At 71.9% G+C, this 14,381-nt stretch carries 14 protein-coding genes; 3 read left to right on the top strand and 11 right to left on the bottom strand.

The window, feature by feature from the left end; all coding sequences use genetic code 11:
- The first annotated feature begins 43 nt into the window (after positions 1-43).
- The gene (locus ACIPTO_RS24480; RefSeq protein ID WP_401195561.1) at positions 44-1,939 is read left to right on the top strand and encodes an anthranilate synthase family protein; all 1,896 of its coding nucleotides are present in this window, start codon (positions 44-46) and stop codon (positions 1,937-1,939) included.
- Here the strand turns inward: ACIPTO_RS24480 and ACIPTO_RS24475 are convergent.
- The 5 genes from ACIPTO_RS24475 to ACIPTO_RS24455 all read right to left on the bottom strand — a co-directional run bounded on the left by ACIPTO_RS24475 (position 1,891) and on the right by ACIPTO_RS24455 (position 6,826).
- Positions 1,891-2,886 (bottom strand): 2-hydroxyacid dehydrogenase, encoded by a 996-nt coding sequence (locus tag ACIPTO_RS24475; protein ID WP_366319918.1) that lies wholly within the window; start codon positions 2,884-2,886, stop codon positions 1,891-1,893. The two genes, ACIPTO_RS24480 and ACIPTO_RS24475, sit on opposite strands and share 49 nt — an antisense overlap.
- A 71-nt stretch (positions 2,887-2,957) precedes the next feature.
- Positions 2,958-3,986, bottom strand: a complete 1,029-nt coding sequence (locus ACIPTO_RS24470; protein WP_366319920.1) for a 6-phosphofructokinase — start codon at positions 3,984-3,986, stop codon at positions 2,958-2,960.
- Between the two features lie 121 nt (positions 3,987-4,107).
- Entirely contained in the window at positions 4,108-4,785 is a 678-nt protein-coding gene (locus ACIPTO_RS24465; RefSeq protein WP_366319922.1) for a response regulator transcription factor, read from the bottom strand.
- Positions 4,782-6,008 (bottom strand): MacS family sensor histidine kinase, encoded by a 1,227-nt coding sequence (gene macS, locus ACIPTO_RS24460; RefSeq protein ID WP_401195557.1) that lies wholly within the window; start codon positions 6,006-6,008, stop codon positions 4,782-4,784. The genes ACIPTO_RS24465 and macS overlap by 4 nt, the downstream gene beginning before the upstream one ends.
- 32 nt (positions 6,009-6,040) lie before the next feature.
- Positions 6,041-6,826 carry a lysophospholipid acyltransferase family protein gene (locus ACIPTO_RS24455; RefSeq protein ID WP_401195555.1) on the bottom strand — a complete coding sequence of 262 codons (786 nt, stop codon included), beginning with the start codon at positions 6,824-6,826 and terminating at the stop codon, positions 6,041-6,043.
- A gap of 220 nt (positions 6,827-7,046) precedes the next feature.
- Here ACIPTO_RS24455 and ACIPTO_RS24450 point away from each other — a divergent pair, with 220 nt between their 5' ends.
- Both ACIPTO_RS24450 and ACIPTO_RS24445 read left to right on the top strand, forming a co-directional pair.
- Positions 7,047-7,859 (top strand): alpha/beta fold hydrolase, encoded by an 813-nt coding sequence (locus tag ACIPTO_RS24450; protein ID WP_366320003.1) that lies wholly within the window; start codon positions 7,047-7,049, stop codon positions 7,857-7,859.
- Positions 7,852-8,478 (top strand): hypothetical protein, encoded by a 627-nt coding sequence (locus ACIPTO_RS24445; protein ID WP_366319928.1) that lies wholly within the window; start codon positions 7,852-7,854, stop codon positions 8,476-8,478. The genes ACIPTO_RS24450 and ACIPTO_RS24445 overlap by 8 nt, the downstream gene beginning before the upstream one ends.
- A gap of 50 nt (positions 8,479-8,528) precedes the next feature.
- On the opposite strand, the gene ACIPTO_RS24440 is transcribed toward ACIPTO_RS24445, so the two are convergent.
- The 6 genes from ACIPTO_RS24440 to ACIPTO_RS24415 form a co-directional block, all read right to left on the bottom strand.
- Positions 8,529-9,275: an endonuclease/exonuclease/phosphatase family protein gene (locus tag ACIPTO_RS24440; RefSeq protein ID WP_401195552.1), complete on the bottom strand. Its 747-nt coding sequence runs from the start codon at positions 9,273-9,275 to the stop codon at positions 8,529-8,531.
- A gap of 513 nt (positions 9,276-9,788) precedes the next feature.
- The gene (locus tag ACIPTO_RS24435; RefSeq protein WP_366319932.1) at positions 9,789-10,742 is read right to left on the bottom strand and encodes an ROK family glucokinase; all 954 of its coding nucleotides are present in this window, start codon (positions 10,740-10,742) and stop codon (positions 9,789-9,791) included.
- A gap of 163 nt (positions 10,743-10,905) precedes the next feature.
- Positions 10,906-11,424, bottom strand: a complete 519-nt coding sequence (locus tag ACIPTO_RS24430; protein WP_366319934.1) for a DUF5304 family protein — start codon at positions 11,422-11,424, stop codon at positions 10,906-10,908.
- Positions 11,425-11,539: 115 nt separating this feature from the next.
- Complete coding sequence (locus ACIPTO_RS24425) at positions 11,540-12,709, bottom strand: ArsA family ATPase (protein ID WP_401195548.1); 1,170 nt, start codon at positions 12,707-12,709, stop codon at positions 11,540-11,542.
- A gap of 147 nt (positions 12,710-12,856) precedes the next feature.
- The gene (locus tag ACIPTO_RS24420) at positions 12,857-13,300 is read right to left on the bottom strand and encodes an SRPBCC family protein (RefSeq protein WP_366319938.1); all 444 of its coding nucleotides are present in this window, start codon (positions 13,298-13,300) and stop codon (positions 12,857-12,859) included.
- 122 nt (positions 13,301-13,422) lie between these two features.
- Positions 13,423-14,178 carry a metallophosphoesterase gene (locus ACIPTO_RS24415; RefSeq protein WP_366320005.1) on the bottom strand — a complete coding sequence of 252 codons (756 nt, stop codon included), beginning with the start codon at positions 14,176-14,178 and terminating at the stop codon, positions 13,423-13,425.
- Positions 14,179-14,381 lie beyond the last annotated feature (203 nt).

Below are 14,381 nucleotides of genomic sequence, written 5' to 3'. Positions count from 1 at the left end.
TCCGTTCCTCTCCACTCTTCCCACGAGAAGGAACCGAGGACCCATGCATCTGGACGACCTGCTCAGCGATCCCCGCCCGTTCGCCCTGCTGCGCCGTCGCACCCCGGGCCACGACCAGGACGTGATCGAGGTCATGCGCGGCCCGGTCGTCTCCTACGACCGTCTCGCCGACCTCCCGGCCGAGGGCCTGGCCCTGATCCCCTTCCGCCAGATCCGCGAACGCGGCTTCGACGTGCGCGACGACGGCACCCCGCTGGCCTTCCTCGCCCCCGAGGAGTCGTACGAGATCCCGCTCGCCGACGCCCTGGCCCAGCTGCCCGTGCGGGACGTCCGGGTCGAGGGCGGCGGCTTCGACGTCGACGACGAGGCCTACGGCGAGATCGTCGGCCGGGTGCTGCGGGACGAGATCGGGCGCGGCGAGGGCGCCAACTTCGTCATCCGGCGGACGTACGAGGGGGAGATCCCGGGGTACGGCAGGGCCGAGGCGCTGGCGCTGTTCCGGCGGCTGCTGGTCGGCGAGCGGGGCGCGTACTGGACGTTCGTCGTGCACACGGGAGACCGGACGCTGGTGGGCGCGAGCCCCGAGGTGCACGTCCGGATGTCGGGCGGGACCGTCGTCATGAACCCGATCAGCGGGACGTACCGCTACCCGGCCGAGGGCCCCACCCCCGAGCACCTGCTCTCCTTCCTCGCCGACGGGAAGGAGATCGAGGAGCTGTCGATGGTCGTCGACGAGGAGCTCAAGATGATGTGCACGGTCGGCGACATGGGCGGGGTCGTGATCGGGCCGCGGCTGAAGGAGATGGCCCATCTCGCGCACACCGAGTACGAGTTGCGCGGCCGTTCCTCGCTGGACGTGCGCGAGGTGCTGAAGGAGACGATGTTCGCGGCGACCGTCACCGGGTCGCCGGTGCAGAACGCCTGCCGGGTCATCGAGCGGTACGAGCCTCTCGGGCGGGACGGTGCCGGGCGCGGCTACTACGCCGGCGCCCTCGCGCTGCTCGGCCGTGACTCCGGCGGTGCCCAGACCCTGGACTCCCCCATCCTCATCCGCACCGCCGACATCGACCGGGCCGGCCGGCTGCGGGTCCCGGTCGGCGCCACCCTGGTCCGCGGCTCGGACCCGGCGAGCGAGGTCGCGGAGACCCACGCGAAGGCGGCGGGAGTCCTGGCGGCCCTCGGCGTACGACCGTCCCGGCCGCGTGCGGAGGGCGCGCGGCCCCGGCTGGCCGACGACCCGCGGGTGCGGACCGCGCTCGACGGGCGCCGGTCCTCGCTCGCCCCGTTCTGGCTGCGGATGCAGGAGCGGTCCGAGGAGCTGACCGGGCACGCGCTGGTCGTCGACGCGGAGGACACCTTCACGGCGATGCTCGCGCACGTGCTGCGGTCGAGCGGCCTGGAGGTGACCGTGCGGCGGTACGACGAGGAGGGGCTGCGGGAGGCGGTGCTCGCGCACGAGGGGCCGGTGGTGCTGGGTCCCGGGCCCGGCGACCCGTCCGACACGGCCGACCCGAGGATGCGGTTCCTGCGGGCGCTGGCCGCCGACGTCCTGCGGGCCAACCGGCACGGTGTCCTCGGCGTCTGCCTCGGCCACGAGCTGATCGCGGCGGAGCTGGGCCTGGAGATCGTACGGAAGGAGGTTCCGTACCAGGGGGCGCAGACGGTGATCGACCTGTTCGGGCGGGCGGAGACCGTCGGGTTCTACAACAGCTTCGTGGCCCGGTGCGACGACGAGACCGCCGTCGAGCTGGCCGCCCACGACGTGGCGGTCAGCCGGAGCGCGAGCGGTGAGGTGCACGCGCTGCGGGGGCCCGGGTTCGCCGGGGTGCAGTTCCATCCCGAGTCGGTGCTGACGCTCGACGGCGCCGCCGTCGTGCGGGAGCTGGTGGGTCAGCTGCGGGGGACGAGCACGTTCTCGGAGCGGCGGCCCTCCGTGTAGTCGAGGACGTTGCGGACGGTGGCCTCGATGATCTGGCCGACGGCGTCCTCGGTGTAGTACGCCTGGTGGGAGGTGACCAGGACGTTCGGGAAGGTGACCAGGCGGGCCAGGGTGTCGTCGTCGACCGCCTCCAGGGACTTGTCGAGGAAGAACAGGCCCGCCTCCGCCTCGTAGACGTCCAGGCCCACGCCCGTGAAGCGGCCCTCTCGGAGTTCGGCGACGAGGGCCGCGGTGTCGATCAGGCCGCCCCGGCTGGAGTTGACGAGGATCGCGTCGTCCTTCATCAGCTTCAGGGCGTCCGCGTCGATGAGCCGCTGGGTCGCCGGCATCAGCGGGACGTGCAGGGTGACGAGGTCGGACTCGGCGAGGAGCTGGTCCTTGGGGACGTAGGTCATGCCGAGTTCCACGCAGGCCGGGTTCTCGGTGACGTCCCAGCCGAGCAGGCGCGTGCCGAAGCCGTGGGCGATCCGGGTGAACGCCTCGCCGATCCTGCCGGTGCCGAGGACGCCGACGGTACGGCCGCGCAGATCGCGGCCCATCAGGCCGTCGAGCCGGAAGTCGAAGTCGCGGGTGCGGGTCGCGGCGCGGACGATCCGGCGGTTGACGGCCATCGCGAGGGTCCAGGCGAACTCGGCGACGGAGTACGGCGAGTAGGAGGAGACGCGGGCCACCGTGAGGCCGAGGCGTTCGGCGACGTCGAGGTCGATGTTGTTGAAGCCGGTGGAGCGCTGGGCGATGAGCCGGGTGCCGCCGGCCGCGAGGGTCTGCAGGACCCGGGGGTTCAGGTCGGCGTTGACGCTGGTGGAGATGGCCTCGTGTCCGGCGGCGATCGGCGCGGTGTCCTCGTCGAGGAAGACGCTCAGGCAGCGGACCTCGTGCCGGCCGGCGAACGCGCTCTCGATCAGCGGCTTCTCGTCGGCCTGGACGCCGAAGGCGAGGATCTCCACGAACGCTCCCGGTCTGGTGGGTTATGGGCCGAATACGCCGAATATACGGCCCACAACCCACCGGCGCCGGTTCAGCCGAAGAAGACGCCCACCTCGTCGTACAGCGTCGGATCGACCGTCTTCAGCCGGGCCGTGGCCTCCGCGATCGGGACCCGGACGATGTCCGTGCCGCGCAGGGCGACCATCTTGCCGAAGTCGCCGTCGCGGACGGCCTCGATGGCGTGCAGGCCGAAGCGGGTGGCGAGCCAGCGGTCGAAGGCGCTCGGGGTGCCGCCGCGCTGGATGTGCCCGAGGACGGTGGTGCGGGCCTCCTTGCCGGTCCGCTTCTCGATCTCCTTGGCCAGCCACTCGCCGACCCCGGAGAGCCGGACGTGCCCGAAGGAGTCCAGGGTCCCGTCCTTCAGCACGACGTCGCCGTCCTTGGGCATGGCCCCCTCCGCGACGACCACGATCGGGGCGTACGACGCCTTGAAGCGCGAGGTGATCCAGGCGCACACCTGGTCCACGTCGAAGCGCTGCTCGGGGATGAGGATGACGTTGGCGCCGCCCGCGAGGCCGGAGTGGATGGCGATCCAGCCGGCGTGCCGGCCCATGACCTCGCAGACCAGGACGCGCATGTGCGACTCGGCGGTGGTGTGCAGCCGGTCGATCGCCTCGGTGGCGATGCCGACGGCGGTGTCGAAGCCGAAGGTGTAGTCGGTGGCGGACAGGTCGTTGTCGATGGTCTTCGGTACGCCGACACAGGGCACGCCGCTCTCGTCCCAGAGCCGCCCGGCCACGCCGAGGGTGTCCTCGCCGCCGATCACGATGAGCGCGTCGACCTCCTGCGCGGCGAGGTTGTCCTTGATGCGCCGGATGCCGTTCTCCAGCTTGAGCGGGTTGGTGCGGGAGGAGCCGAGGATGGTGCCGCCGCGGGGCAGGATGCCGCGCACGGCGGGGATGTCGAGCCGGACGGTGTCACCTTCGAGCGGGCCTCGCCAGCCGTCCCGGTAGCCGACGAAACCGTAGCCGTACTCCTGCACGCCCTTGCGGACGATGCCCCGGATGACGGCGTTGAGTCCGGGGCAGTCGCCGCCTCCGGTCAGTACTCCGACGCGCATGGAAATATCCCTTCGCCGCGGTTTCCTGTGTGAGCCACGCTAATGGTGATCCAGGTCACAGCGGGATGGGCGGGAAGGTCAATTCGGCTGAATTATGCGGGAGTTGATCTCTCCGTCCCGGTCAGGCGTCGTCGAGGCCACGCTCTATGGCGTACCGGACCAGCTCCACGCGGTTGTGCAGCTGCAGCTTGCCCAGGGTGTTCTGCACATGGTTCTGGACCGTGCGGTGCGAGATGACCAGGCGTTCGGCGATCTGCTTGTAGCTCAGCCCCTTGGCCACCAGGCGCAGCACCTCGGTCTCGCGGTCGGTGAGCTGCGGCGCCTTGGGCTCGTCGCCGCCGGCGGCCGGCGCCGGGTCCGAGGCCAGCCGGCGGTACTCGCCGAGGACCAGACCGGCGAGCCCGGGGGTGAACACCGGATCGCCCACGGCCGTCCGGCGCACCGCGTCCAACAGCTCCTCCGTGGACGCCGACTTGAGGAGATAGCCGGTCGCCCCCGACTTCACCGCCTCCAGCACGTCGGCGTGCTCGCCGCTCGCCGAGAGGACCAGGACGCGCAACGCCGGGTTGGCGCCCACCAGTTCCTTGCAGACCTGGACGCCGGGCATCGCCGGCAGGTTCAGGTCCAGCACCAGGACGTCCGGCGCGGCGGCCCTCGCCCGCCGTACCGCCTGCTCGCCGTCACCGGCGGTCGCGACCACGTCGAAGCCGGACTCGGCCAGGTCGCGGGCGACCGCGTCGCGCCACATCGGGTGGTCGTCCACCACCATGACCCTGATCGGGCCCCGCTGCTCACTCATCGTGTCCCCGCCTTCCCCCGCGCCTTCGGTACCTTCAGCTCGACTTCCGTGCCCTGCCCGGGAATCGACACCAGCTCGGCGCTCCCGCCGAGATCCCGCAGCCGCCCCCGGATCGACAGGGCGACCCCGAGCCGCCCCTCCCCCTCGGCCTGCGCGAGCCGCCCCTCGGGAATCCCGGGTCCGTCGTCCCGCACGGTCACCACGACCTCCCGGGGCTCGTCCTCCACCAGGATCCACGCCCGCGCGTCCGCACCGGCATGCCTGCGCACATTGTCCAGGGCCGCCCCGACAGCCGCCGCCAGCTCCTTCGCCGCGGACGCGGGCAACGGCACCGGCGCCCCGGGCTCGGCGAAACTCACCTTCGCCGCCGCGTACGGCGCGAGCAGCGCCCGCAGATCGACCGGCCCGTCACCGTCCTCGTCCTCCGTGTCCGCCTCCTCCACGGCTCTCACGACCGCGCCCTCGGCCGCGTCCAGGGAGACCCGGGACACCGGCACCAGGCCGCCGGAGACCAGGGTGCGCAGCGCGATCTCCTGCTCGCCCGCCATCCGGCCCAGCTCGCCCGCCTCGCCGCCGAGGACGGCACCGCGCCGCTGGACCATCGCCAGCACCTGGAGCACGCCGTCGTGGATGTCACGGGCGAGGCGCTCCCGCTCCCGGGTGGCCGCCTCGATCTCCAGGGCGCGGGCGAGGGTGCGCTCGGAGGCACGGGCGACCTCGACGACGTAGCCGATGGCGATCGAGGCGACCCAGACGAGGACCACGTTGTGGACGGTGTCGCGGGCCGGGAAGCCGCGCTCGACCAGGTTGGCGACGGCGACCGGGGTGGAGGCGAAGGCGGCCCAGCGCCAGCCGCCCTTGATGGCGTAGGCGAGGACCGAGCCCGCCGTCCATATCGACGGGAGGGTGGGGCCGCCGCTCTGGATGTGGTGGTCGTCGGCCGCGATCGGGGTGAGGACGATGCCGGTCAGCGCGATCGCGAGGTCGACGGCGAGGAAACGCTTGGTGCAGGCGACCGCGCTCTGCACCCGGGGCAGGGTGGCGAGCGTCCAGACGACCAGGACGACGTAGAAGGCGATGGCGATGCCCGGGCGGTCGAACTCGTCGTAGTCGGAGGCGAACAGCCCGATCGCGTACAGCATGGTCAGCACGCGGTAACCGCTGAGCGCCCGCCAGAGCGGCTGCTCGACGGACATCCTGATGACGCGCACCCGCTTGGCCATCTCCCCCACCCCCGACACAGACTCCGGCCCGCCTAGGGGCTGGTCTGCTCCTTCTCCGTCTGCGTGAGCGCGGCCTTGGCCGCCTTCTCGGCCTTGTCAGCCTTGTCGGCCTTCTCGGCTTCCTTGTCGGCCTTCGCCGCGTCCGCGATCCGGCGCTTGGCCGCCGTCGCGTAGATGTCGACGTACTCCTGGCCGGAGAGCTTCATGATCTCGTACATGACCTCGTCGGTCACCGCGCGCAGGACGAAACGGTCGTGCTCCATGCCGTTGTACCGGCTGAAGTCGAGCGGCCTGCCGATCCGGATACCGGGCCTCATCAGCTTCGGCACGACCTTGCCGGGCGGCTGGATCTTCTCCGTGTCGATCATCGCGACCGGGATCACCGGAGCGCCCGTGGCGAGCGCCACGCGCGCGAGGCCACCGGGTTTGCCGCGGTAGAGGCGCCCGTCCGGGGAGCGCGTGCCCTCCGGATAGATACCGAACAGCTCACCGCGCTCCAGAACGTCGATCCCCGCCTTGACCGCGGCCTCGCCCGCCCCGCGCGCGCCGGACCGGTCCACCGGGAGCTGGCCCGCGCCCTTGAAGAACGCGGCCGTCAGCTTGCCCTTCACCCCGGGCGTCGTGAAGTACTCGGCCTTCGCGATGAAGGTGACCTTGCGGTCCAGCACCGCGGGCAGGAAGAACGAGTCCGAGAACGAGAGGTGATTGCTCGCCAGGATCGCGGCGCCCTCGTCCGGAATGTTCTCCAGGCCCTCCACCCAGGGCCGGAAGGCGACCTTCAGCGGTCCCCCGATGGCGACCTTCATCGTGCCGTACAACAACCGAGTGCCTCCCGTGTCTGTCGATCAGACCTTAACCCGGAGCACCGTCAAAGGACCCGACGACCCTGGTCGGTGTCAGTGCGGTCGCGTACGGTTAACCGCACCTGGACTTGTTCACACCCCTCGCAAGCACGTCTCTCCACATCTCTCCCCAGCACGTACCCCTCATGGACACGCGTCTCAAGAACACGCCCCTCTCATGAACAGGAGACCGAAGGTGCCGGTCCTCCCCGGAGCCGAGCCGTACCGCCACGAGGGCGGGGAGGTCGGAGTGCTCCTCTGCCACGGTTTCACCGGTTCCCCGCAGTCGCTGCGCCCCTGGGCGGAGCATCTGGCCGAGCGCGGCCTCACCGTGTCGCTGCCCCTGCTGCCCGGGCACGGCACCCGCTGGGAGGACATGCAGCTCACCGGCTGGCAGGACTGGTACGCGGAGGTGGACCGCGAGCTGCGCGCCCTGCGCGAGCGCTGCTCGCAGGTCTTCGTCGCGGGCCTGTCCATGGGCGGCGCGCTGGCCCTGCGGCTGGCCGCGAAGCACGGCGACGACATCAGCGGTGTCGTGGTCGTCAACCCGGGCATCAAGGTGCACGGCCTCGCGGCCCACTTCCTTCCGGTGGCCCGCCATCTGGCGCGGACGGCGCCGGGCATCGCCAGCGACATCGCGAAGGAGGGCAGCGAGGAGGTCGGGTACGACAAGGTGCCGCTGCACTCCGCGCACTCCCTGCGTATCTTCTTCCGGCTCGTCGACAGCGAGCTGCCGCAGGTCACCCAGCCGCTCCTGCTGCTGCACAGCCCCCAGGACCATGTGGTCCCGCCGGCCGACTCGGCCCGTGTCCTCAGCCGGGTCTCCTCCACCGACGTGACGGAGATCCTGCTGGAACAGAGCTACCACGTCGCGACGTTGGACCATGACGCGGACCGGATTTTCGAGGAGAGCTTCGCGTTCATCGGCCGGCTCGCACCCAGTGTCGGCAAGCAGGCGTCCGACACGGGCCGGGTGAGCGAGCAGGAAGGGACGGCCACAGGTGGCTGAGCACGACTCCGACCGCGAGGGCCTCGAACCGGACGAGCAGGGCGTCCCGTTCGACGAGGAGGCCGCGTGGGCCGCGATCGTCGCCGGGTACGGCGAGGAGCCCAAGGATCCGCCGGGCGCCAAGCCGTTCAAGTCGATCGAGGACCTCGCCCTGCTCGACCCCGAGAAGAACGACGAGCAGCCCACGGCCAAGAAGCAGGACGAGGACGGCACCGGGCCCGCGGCCGGAAGCAAGGACGCCGGTACGGAGGAGCCTCCGGCCGCGCCCGCCAAGCCGCTGGGCAGTTCGGTCTCCTTCGCGCCCGGGGTCGGCGGACCCCGCGACTACACCGCGCCGGCCGCCTCCGAGGACGACTTCGACGAGGACGACGAAGGCCACTTCGTACCGCCGGAGCCGCCGCCGCTGCCGGCCGCCGACACGACGGCCAAGTTCGCCTGGCTCGGGGTGATCGGCGGCCCGATCCTGCTGCTGCTCGCGGTGCTGCTCAGCTGGGACATGACCTGGTGGCTGGCGACCATCGGCATCGGCGGTTTCCTGGGCGGCTTCGGCACGCTGGTGATGCGGATGCGGACGGACGAGGAGGACGGGGACGACCCCGGACGCGGGGCCGTCGTCTGAGGCCCTAGCTCGCGGGCACCTTGTGCGCTGGCTCGCGGGCGACCTGAGCCCTAGCTCGCGGGCACCCTGAGGGCGGCCAGGACCGGGAAGTGGTCCGTGGCCGCCCTCACGTCTGCCTCCGTGACCCCGGGCAGGCCGAGCGGTACGCCGCAGCCGAGTACCTCGATGCCGTGCGAGGCGAAGATCGCGTCGATGCGCTGGAAGGGGTTGCCGGGGGTCCAGGTGTGCTCCTCGCCCCAGGGGGCGGTGGCCCAGCAGTCCTGCAGTTCCTTGGCCAGCCGTCCGAACGTCCGGCCGTCGGGGCGGTCGTTGAGGTCGCCGCCCGCGATCACGTGGTCCACGCCCAGGCCGGCCAGCCGGTCGAGCAGCATGCCGCCCTGCTCGTGGCGCTCGTCCTCGCGCAGGCTCAGATGACAGCTGAGGACGCCCAGCCGGGTGCCGCCGATCCGTACGACCGCGGTCGCGAAGCCGCGGCGGTGTTCGCCGGGGGTCAGCGGGAGGAGTACGTCATCCGCGCGCTCGACGGTCGCCCGGAGCGAGCACAGCAGGGCGGGGCCCGCGGCGGTGCCTCCGCCGCCGAGGACGACCAGGTCGGTCGCGGAGGCCAGGCGGGCCAGCTTCTTGCGCCAGCGGAAGAAACGGGGGGCTTCCTGGATGAGGACGAGGTCCGGGGCGCAGGCGCGGATGATCCGGGCCAGGGCGTCGGTGTCGTCGCGCAGTGAGCGGATGTTGTAGCTCAGGACGCGGATGATCGCTGAACCGTCGGGTTCGGTGCGGGAGTTGGGGAGCGGCGCCATGTGGATCAATCTACGCCTGACAGTGCGGGGGGTGTGGGTGGCGGCGGGTGGGTGTCGGTGGTGGCGGGGTTCCTTGCGCCCCTTGAAGACGACAGACCGGGGGCGTTACGTCCGTGAGCGGCCGACCGTTGGGGGTGGCTGGTCGCGCCGTTCCCCGCGCCCCTTAAAAGACAACCGCCGGGGGCGCCACGTCCGTGAGCGGCCGACCGTTGGGGGTGGCTGGTCGCGCCGTTCCCCGCGCCCCTTAAAAGACAACCGCCCGGAGCGCCACGTCCGTGAGCAGCCGACCGTTGGGGGTGGCTGGTCGCGCCGTTCCCCGCGCCCCTTAAAAGACAACCGCCGGGGGCGCTGCGTTCGTGAGCGGCTTACGGTCGTGTGTGGCCGGTCGCGCCGGTCCTCGCACCCCTTGAAAGACAACCGCCCGGAGCGCTGCGTCCGTGGGCGGCTGGTCGTGCCGGTCCCCGCGCGCCTTGAGTCGGGAACAGGGGCGCGGGGCTCGGCGGCGGTCGGGGTTTACATGATCGGGTCGGGTTCTCTTGCCAGGTCCGCTGCGCCCACCATGCCCGCCTTGTTGCCCAGTTGCGCTGCGATCACGTCGGCGACCGGGCGCCAGTTGCCGCCCACCAGCCAGCGCTTGTAGGACTTGCGGATCGGGTCGAGGACCAGTTCGCCCTCGTCCGAGAGGCCGCCGCCGACGATGAACGCGGAGGGGTCGAAGAGCGAGGCCAGGTCGGCGAGGCCGGCGCCGGCCCAGCGGGCGAGTTCGCGGTACGAGTCGACGGCGACCGGGTCGCCCTGCCGCGCGGCCATGGAGATGTGCTTGCCCTCGATGCCCTCGGGGCTGCCGTCGCCGAGCGAGAGAAGCACCTCCGCGGACTCGGGGGTGGCGTTCGCGCGCTGCTTGGCGTAGCGCACGAGGGCGCGGCCCGACGCGTACTGCTCCCAGCAGCCCTGTGAGCCGCAGCCGCAGAGCAGGCCGTCCGGCACCATGCGGATGTGGCCGAACTCGGCGGCCACGCCGAAGTGTCCGCGGCGCAGTTTGTTGCCGATGATGATGCCGCCGCCGAGGCCGGTGCCGAGCGTGATGCAGATGACGTTGCGGTGGCCCTTGCCGGCGCCGAACTTGTACTCGCCCCAGGCCGCCGCGTTCGCGTCGTTCTCCACGACGACGGGGAGGCCCACGCGGGCCTCGACCTTCTCCTTCAGCGGCTCCTGGCGCCAGTCGATGTTCGGCGCGAAGTAGACCGTGGAACGCTGGCGGTTGACGTATCCGGCGGCACCGATGCCCACGCCGACGATCTCGTGCCCGGCGCGCGCTCCGTCGACCGCGGCGGCGATGGCGTCCACGATGCCCTCGGCCGTGCCCGGGGTCGGCACCTGGTGGGTCGAGAGGATGTTGCCTTCCTCGTCGACCACCCCGGCCGCGATCTTGGTGCCGCCGATATCGACGCCGATGGTGAGTCCCATGAATCCCTCAGTTTCGGTCGAGCCCCGCTACGGCCCACCGTACCCGAGGGCCTGCCGCCGGAATCGCGTCGTTCGGACCGTGGTCACCGACGTCGGCACCGCGGGTCCGCGTGCCGGCCCTCGTCGGCCGGCCGCGAAGCAGATGGCAGGCGGTCGGGGCCCGCTAGTCCAGGTCGATGCGTTCCCCGGGGCCGGAGTCGTCTCCGCCGTCGCCGTGGTCGTTCTTGAGGTCCTTCAGTTCGCGGTCGCGGGACGTCCAGCGCTGTTCCTGGGCCTGGACGGCGGAGCGGTACGCGGCGAGGAGTTCGCCGCCCGCGGCCGCGAGGTGGTCGAAGACGTCCGGGTTGCGTTCGATGACGGGCTCGACGGCGGCCCTCGCCTGCTGGACGACCTGCTTGACCATCTGCTGGGCGGCCGGTCCCGCGACCTGGCCGAGCAGCGGTGACTGGAGGCCGGACAGCTTGTCCGCGACGGTGTCGACGAGCTTGCGCAGTTCCTCGGCGGCCGAGCCGGGCGGCGGGCCGTACTCGGTGCGGCGGCGGGCCTTCTCCGCGGCGAGGTCTTCGGCGGTCGCCGTCGCCCAGGCGTCGGCGTCGGACGCCCGCACCTCGTCGCGCGCCTCGTCCGCTCCGGCCTCGGACGGGTCCGCTCCGGCCTCGGACGGGGGGAGGTCTTCGCTCATGACCGACTCCTGACTACGGTTCGTCCCTACGACGTTACCCGAACGGGCGAACGTGCTTCACGGCTCCGCACCCACCAATCCTCGCCTCACGTCCTCGCCTCGTCTCCTCGCCTCCTCACCGTCCCTGCGGCCACAGGTCCGGGTCGGGGGCGAAGCGGATGCGCAGTTCGCCCTCGCGCAGGGCGGCGCCGGCGACCGTGCAGCGGCGCAGGGCCGACGGCAACGGCACGATCCGGCGGAACCGGCCGACCGTGACGACGAGTTCGTCACCGCGCCGGATCAGGTCGAGTTCGTCGCGTATCGCGCCGGGCAGCGGGATGTGCCAGACCAGCACGCCGTCCTCCGCCAGCCGGTCGGTGACGGGCCACTCGACCGCGGAAGGGGCCTCGTCGGTCCCGGGCACGGCGAGCGCGGCGAGGTCGTCGGTGCCGCGCGGATCGTGGCCGAGGTGGCGGACGGTCCGGACGTCGTACGTTCCCCGCCATTCGTCCAGCGTCTTGCGCTGCTGCGCGTCGAGGCCCGCGAGCCAGCTGTCCTCGGCCGGCTCGGGCAGCACCCGGTTGGCGACCAGCACGTCGGGGCGCAGACCGCGCAGGGCGAGCGCGAGTCCGGCGGCGCGGACGGCCTCGGCACCGGCCGGTCCGGGCTCGGCGACCAGTCGTACGGCCGTGTTCCGGTCGGCGAGGACCGCTTCCACGGCGGCCAGTTCGACGTCCCAGCGGGCGGCCGTGTCGTAGAGCCACTCGGAGGGCATCGGGACGCCGGCGAGGCGGCCGAGGACCGGGCGGAGGGCGCGGGCCGCCTGGCGCTCGGCGGGGAGGAGGCGGCGGAGGTAGCGGCGGAGTTCTTCGGGGAGGGCGAGGAGTGCGAGCGCGTGGGGGGTGGGTGGGAGGTCCACGACGAGGAGGTCGTACTTCTCGGACAGGGCCGCGTCCCTGAGGGCCCGGAGGAGGGCCAGTTCCTCGGCGCCGGGGAGGGGGGTCAGCTCCTCGGCGTCCAGGCGGGCGGCGCCGAGGAGTTCGAGGGCGGTGGAGGCCCGGTCCTGGAAGGCGGTGAGGTCGGCGCGGAAGGACTCCGTGGCGTCGGGGCGCCATGCCGTGAGGTTCTCGGCGGCCGGGGTGGGGGCCGCTCCCGTCACCACGCCCAGGGCGGCGCCCAGCGTGTCCGCGCGGTCGGCGCCCAGGACCAGGGTCCGGGTGCCGGTGCGGGCGGCGGCTTGTGCGGTGGCTGCGGCGAGGGTGCTGCGGCCGCTGCCGCCTGGGCCGGTGATCAGGAGGGTACGCATACGAGTGAACGGTAGTCGCTCGGTGGGGGTCGGGATGCGTCGGCGGGGCTCCGCCCCGGGCCCCCGCCGGCCCTGGAGGGGCCGCGTCCTCGGACGCCGGACGGGCCGCGGTCCGAGGCGCCGGACGGGCCGGCCGTGAGCGCCCGGCTACTTCTCCCCCGACTCCACGCGCTTCTTCAGCCCCGCCAGCGCCCGGTCGATGATGACCTTCTCGGCCTTGCGCTTGATCATGCCGAGCATCGGGATCTTGACGTCGACCGTGAGGAGGTAGGTGACCTCCGTCGCCCCGGCACCGGCGGACTTGAGGATGTAGGAGCCGTCCAGGGAGCGCAGCATCTGGGACTTGACGAGGGTCCAGGAGACCTCGTTGTCGCCGGTCCAGGTGTACGCGAGGGTCTGGTCGTCCTTGATCGCGCCGGCGTCCATGACGAGGCGGACCTCTTCGGCACGGCCCCGTGCGTCGGTCTTGAGGACGTCCGCCTCCTTCACCTCACCGGTCCAGTCCGGGTAGCGGGCGAAGTCGGCGATCACTTCCATCACATCGGCCGGTGCCGCCTCGATCGTGATGCTCGAACTGGTGTGTTCCGCCATCGCTGTGGCTCCTCCAGATGCGGACCGGCAGGGCGTCGTCGTGCGCGTGTGCGTGCAGCGTGAAGGCTACCTCCCCGCCAACCCCCTTACCGCACCCCCTACCTGCGGACATCAGGGGGCGGTCACCAGTCCAGCACCCAGGGCTTGCCGGTCCCCGCGAAGTGGCCGACGTTCACGCACTCGGTGGCCCCGATCCGCATCCGCCGCACGAGCGGCTGGTGGACGTGTCCGAACAGCGCGTAGCGGGGCCGGGTGCGGCGGATGGCGTCCAGGAGGGCGCGGCTGCCGCGTTCGAAGCGGCGCGCGACGGTGTCGTAGACCAGCTCGGGGACCTCGGGCGGGATGTGGGTGCACAGGACGTCGACCTCGCCCACCGCCTCGATCTTGGCCGCGTACTCCTCGTCGCTGATCTCGTAGGGGGTGCGCATGGGGGTGCGGAGGCCGCCGCCGATGAAGCCGAAGGTCCGGCCGCCGATCTCCACGCGTTCGCCGTCGAGGACGGTGGTTCCGGGGGCGGCGTACTCGGGCCAGAGGGCCGGCATGTCGACGTTGCCGTAGGTGGCGTACGTCGGGGTGGGGAAGGCGGCGAACATCTCGGCGTACTGTTTGCGGACCGCCTTCTCGATCAGGGTCGCGCGGTCGCCGCCGACCGAGTCCCAGAGGCGGGCGCCGAGTGCGCGGGCGTCCTCGAAGCGGCGGGCCGTGCGGAGCTCGACGAGACGGTCGGCGTTCTCCTCGCCGAACAGCTCGGGGAAGATCCCGCGCGTGTGGTCGGCGTAGTCGAGGAAGAGGACGAGGTCGCCCAGGCAGATCAGGGCGTCGGCACCCTCACCGGATCTGGCCAGGTCACGGGCGTTGCCGTGCACGTCGCTGACCACGTGGATACGCGTCCCGGAGTTTCCGGGTGGTGTGGGTGCCATGACGATCAAGCGTAGGCGTGTGCGGCAAAGGTGAACAGTGTCGGCCCCGCTTGCCGTTACTGGCCAGTCCAGAAAGGGGTGGACTACTGTGCGCGAGGAAACACCCATCTGTGTGACGCAGCGAACATCTCGCCGGACCCCCCTGTCGTAGGAGCCATACC

The sequence above is a fragment of the Streptomyces sp. NPDC090083 genome (assembly GCF_044747445.1).
Taxonomy (GTDB): Bacteria; Actinomycetota; Actinomycetes; order Streptomycetales; family Streptomycetaceae; genus Streptomyces.
The sequence above is the reverse complement of the archived record's forward strand: the minus strand, read 5'-3'. Positions and strand labels throughout refer to the sequence as shown.

Excerpts from the sequence above, each read along its gene's own strand:
- ACIPTO_RS24480 (WP_401195561.1), top strand. The coding sequence starts at position 44 with ATGCATCTGGACGACCTGCTCAGCGATCCCCGCCCGTTCGCCCTGCTG.
- ACIPTO_RS24470 (WP_366319920.1), bottom strand. The coding sequence starts at position 3,986 with ATGCGCGTCGGAGTACTGACCGGAGGCGGCGACTGCCCCGGACTCAAC.
- ACIPTO_RS24465 (WP_366319922.1), bottom strand. The coding sequence starts at position 4,785 with ATGAGTGAGCAGCGGGGCCCGATCAGGGTCATGGTGGTGGACGACCAC.
- macS (WP_401195557.1), bottom strand. The coding sequence starts at position 6,008 with ATGGCCAAGCGGGTGCGCGTCATCAGGATGTCCGTCGAGCAGCCGCTC.
- ACIPTO_RS24440 (WP_401195552.1), bottom strand. The coding sequence starts at position 9,275 with ATGGCGCCGCTCCCCAACTCCCGCACCGAACCCGACGGTTCAGCGATC.
- ACIPTO_RS24435 (WP_366319932.1), bottom strand. The coding sequence starts at position 10,742 with ATGGGACTCACCATCGGCGTCGATATCGGCGGCACCAAGATCGCGGCC.
- ACIPTO_RS24430 (WP_366319934.1), bottom strand. The coding sequence starts at position 11,424 with ATGAGCGAAGACCTCCCCCCGTCCGAGGCCGGAGCGGACCCGTCCGAG.
- ACIPTO_RS24425 (WP_401195548.1), bottom strand. The coding sequence starts at position 12,709 with ATGCGTACCCTCCTGATCACCGGCCCAGGCGGCAGCGGCCGCAGCACC.
- ACIPTO_RS24420 (WP_366319938.1), bottom strand. The coding sequence starts at position 13,300 with ATGGCGGAACACACCAGTTCGAGCATCACGATCGAGGCGGCACCGGCC.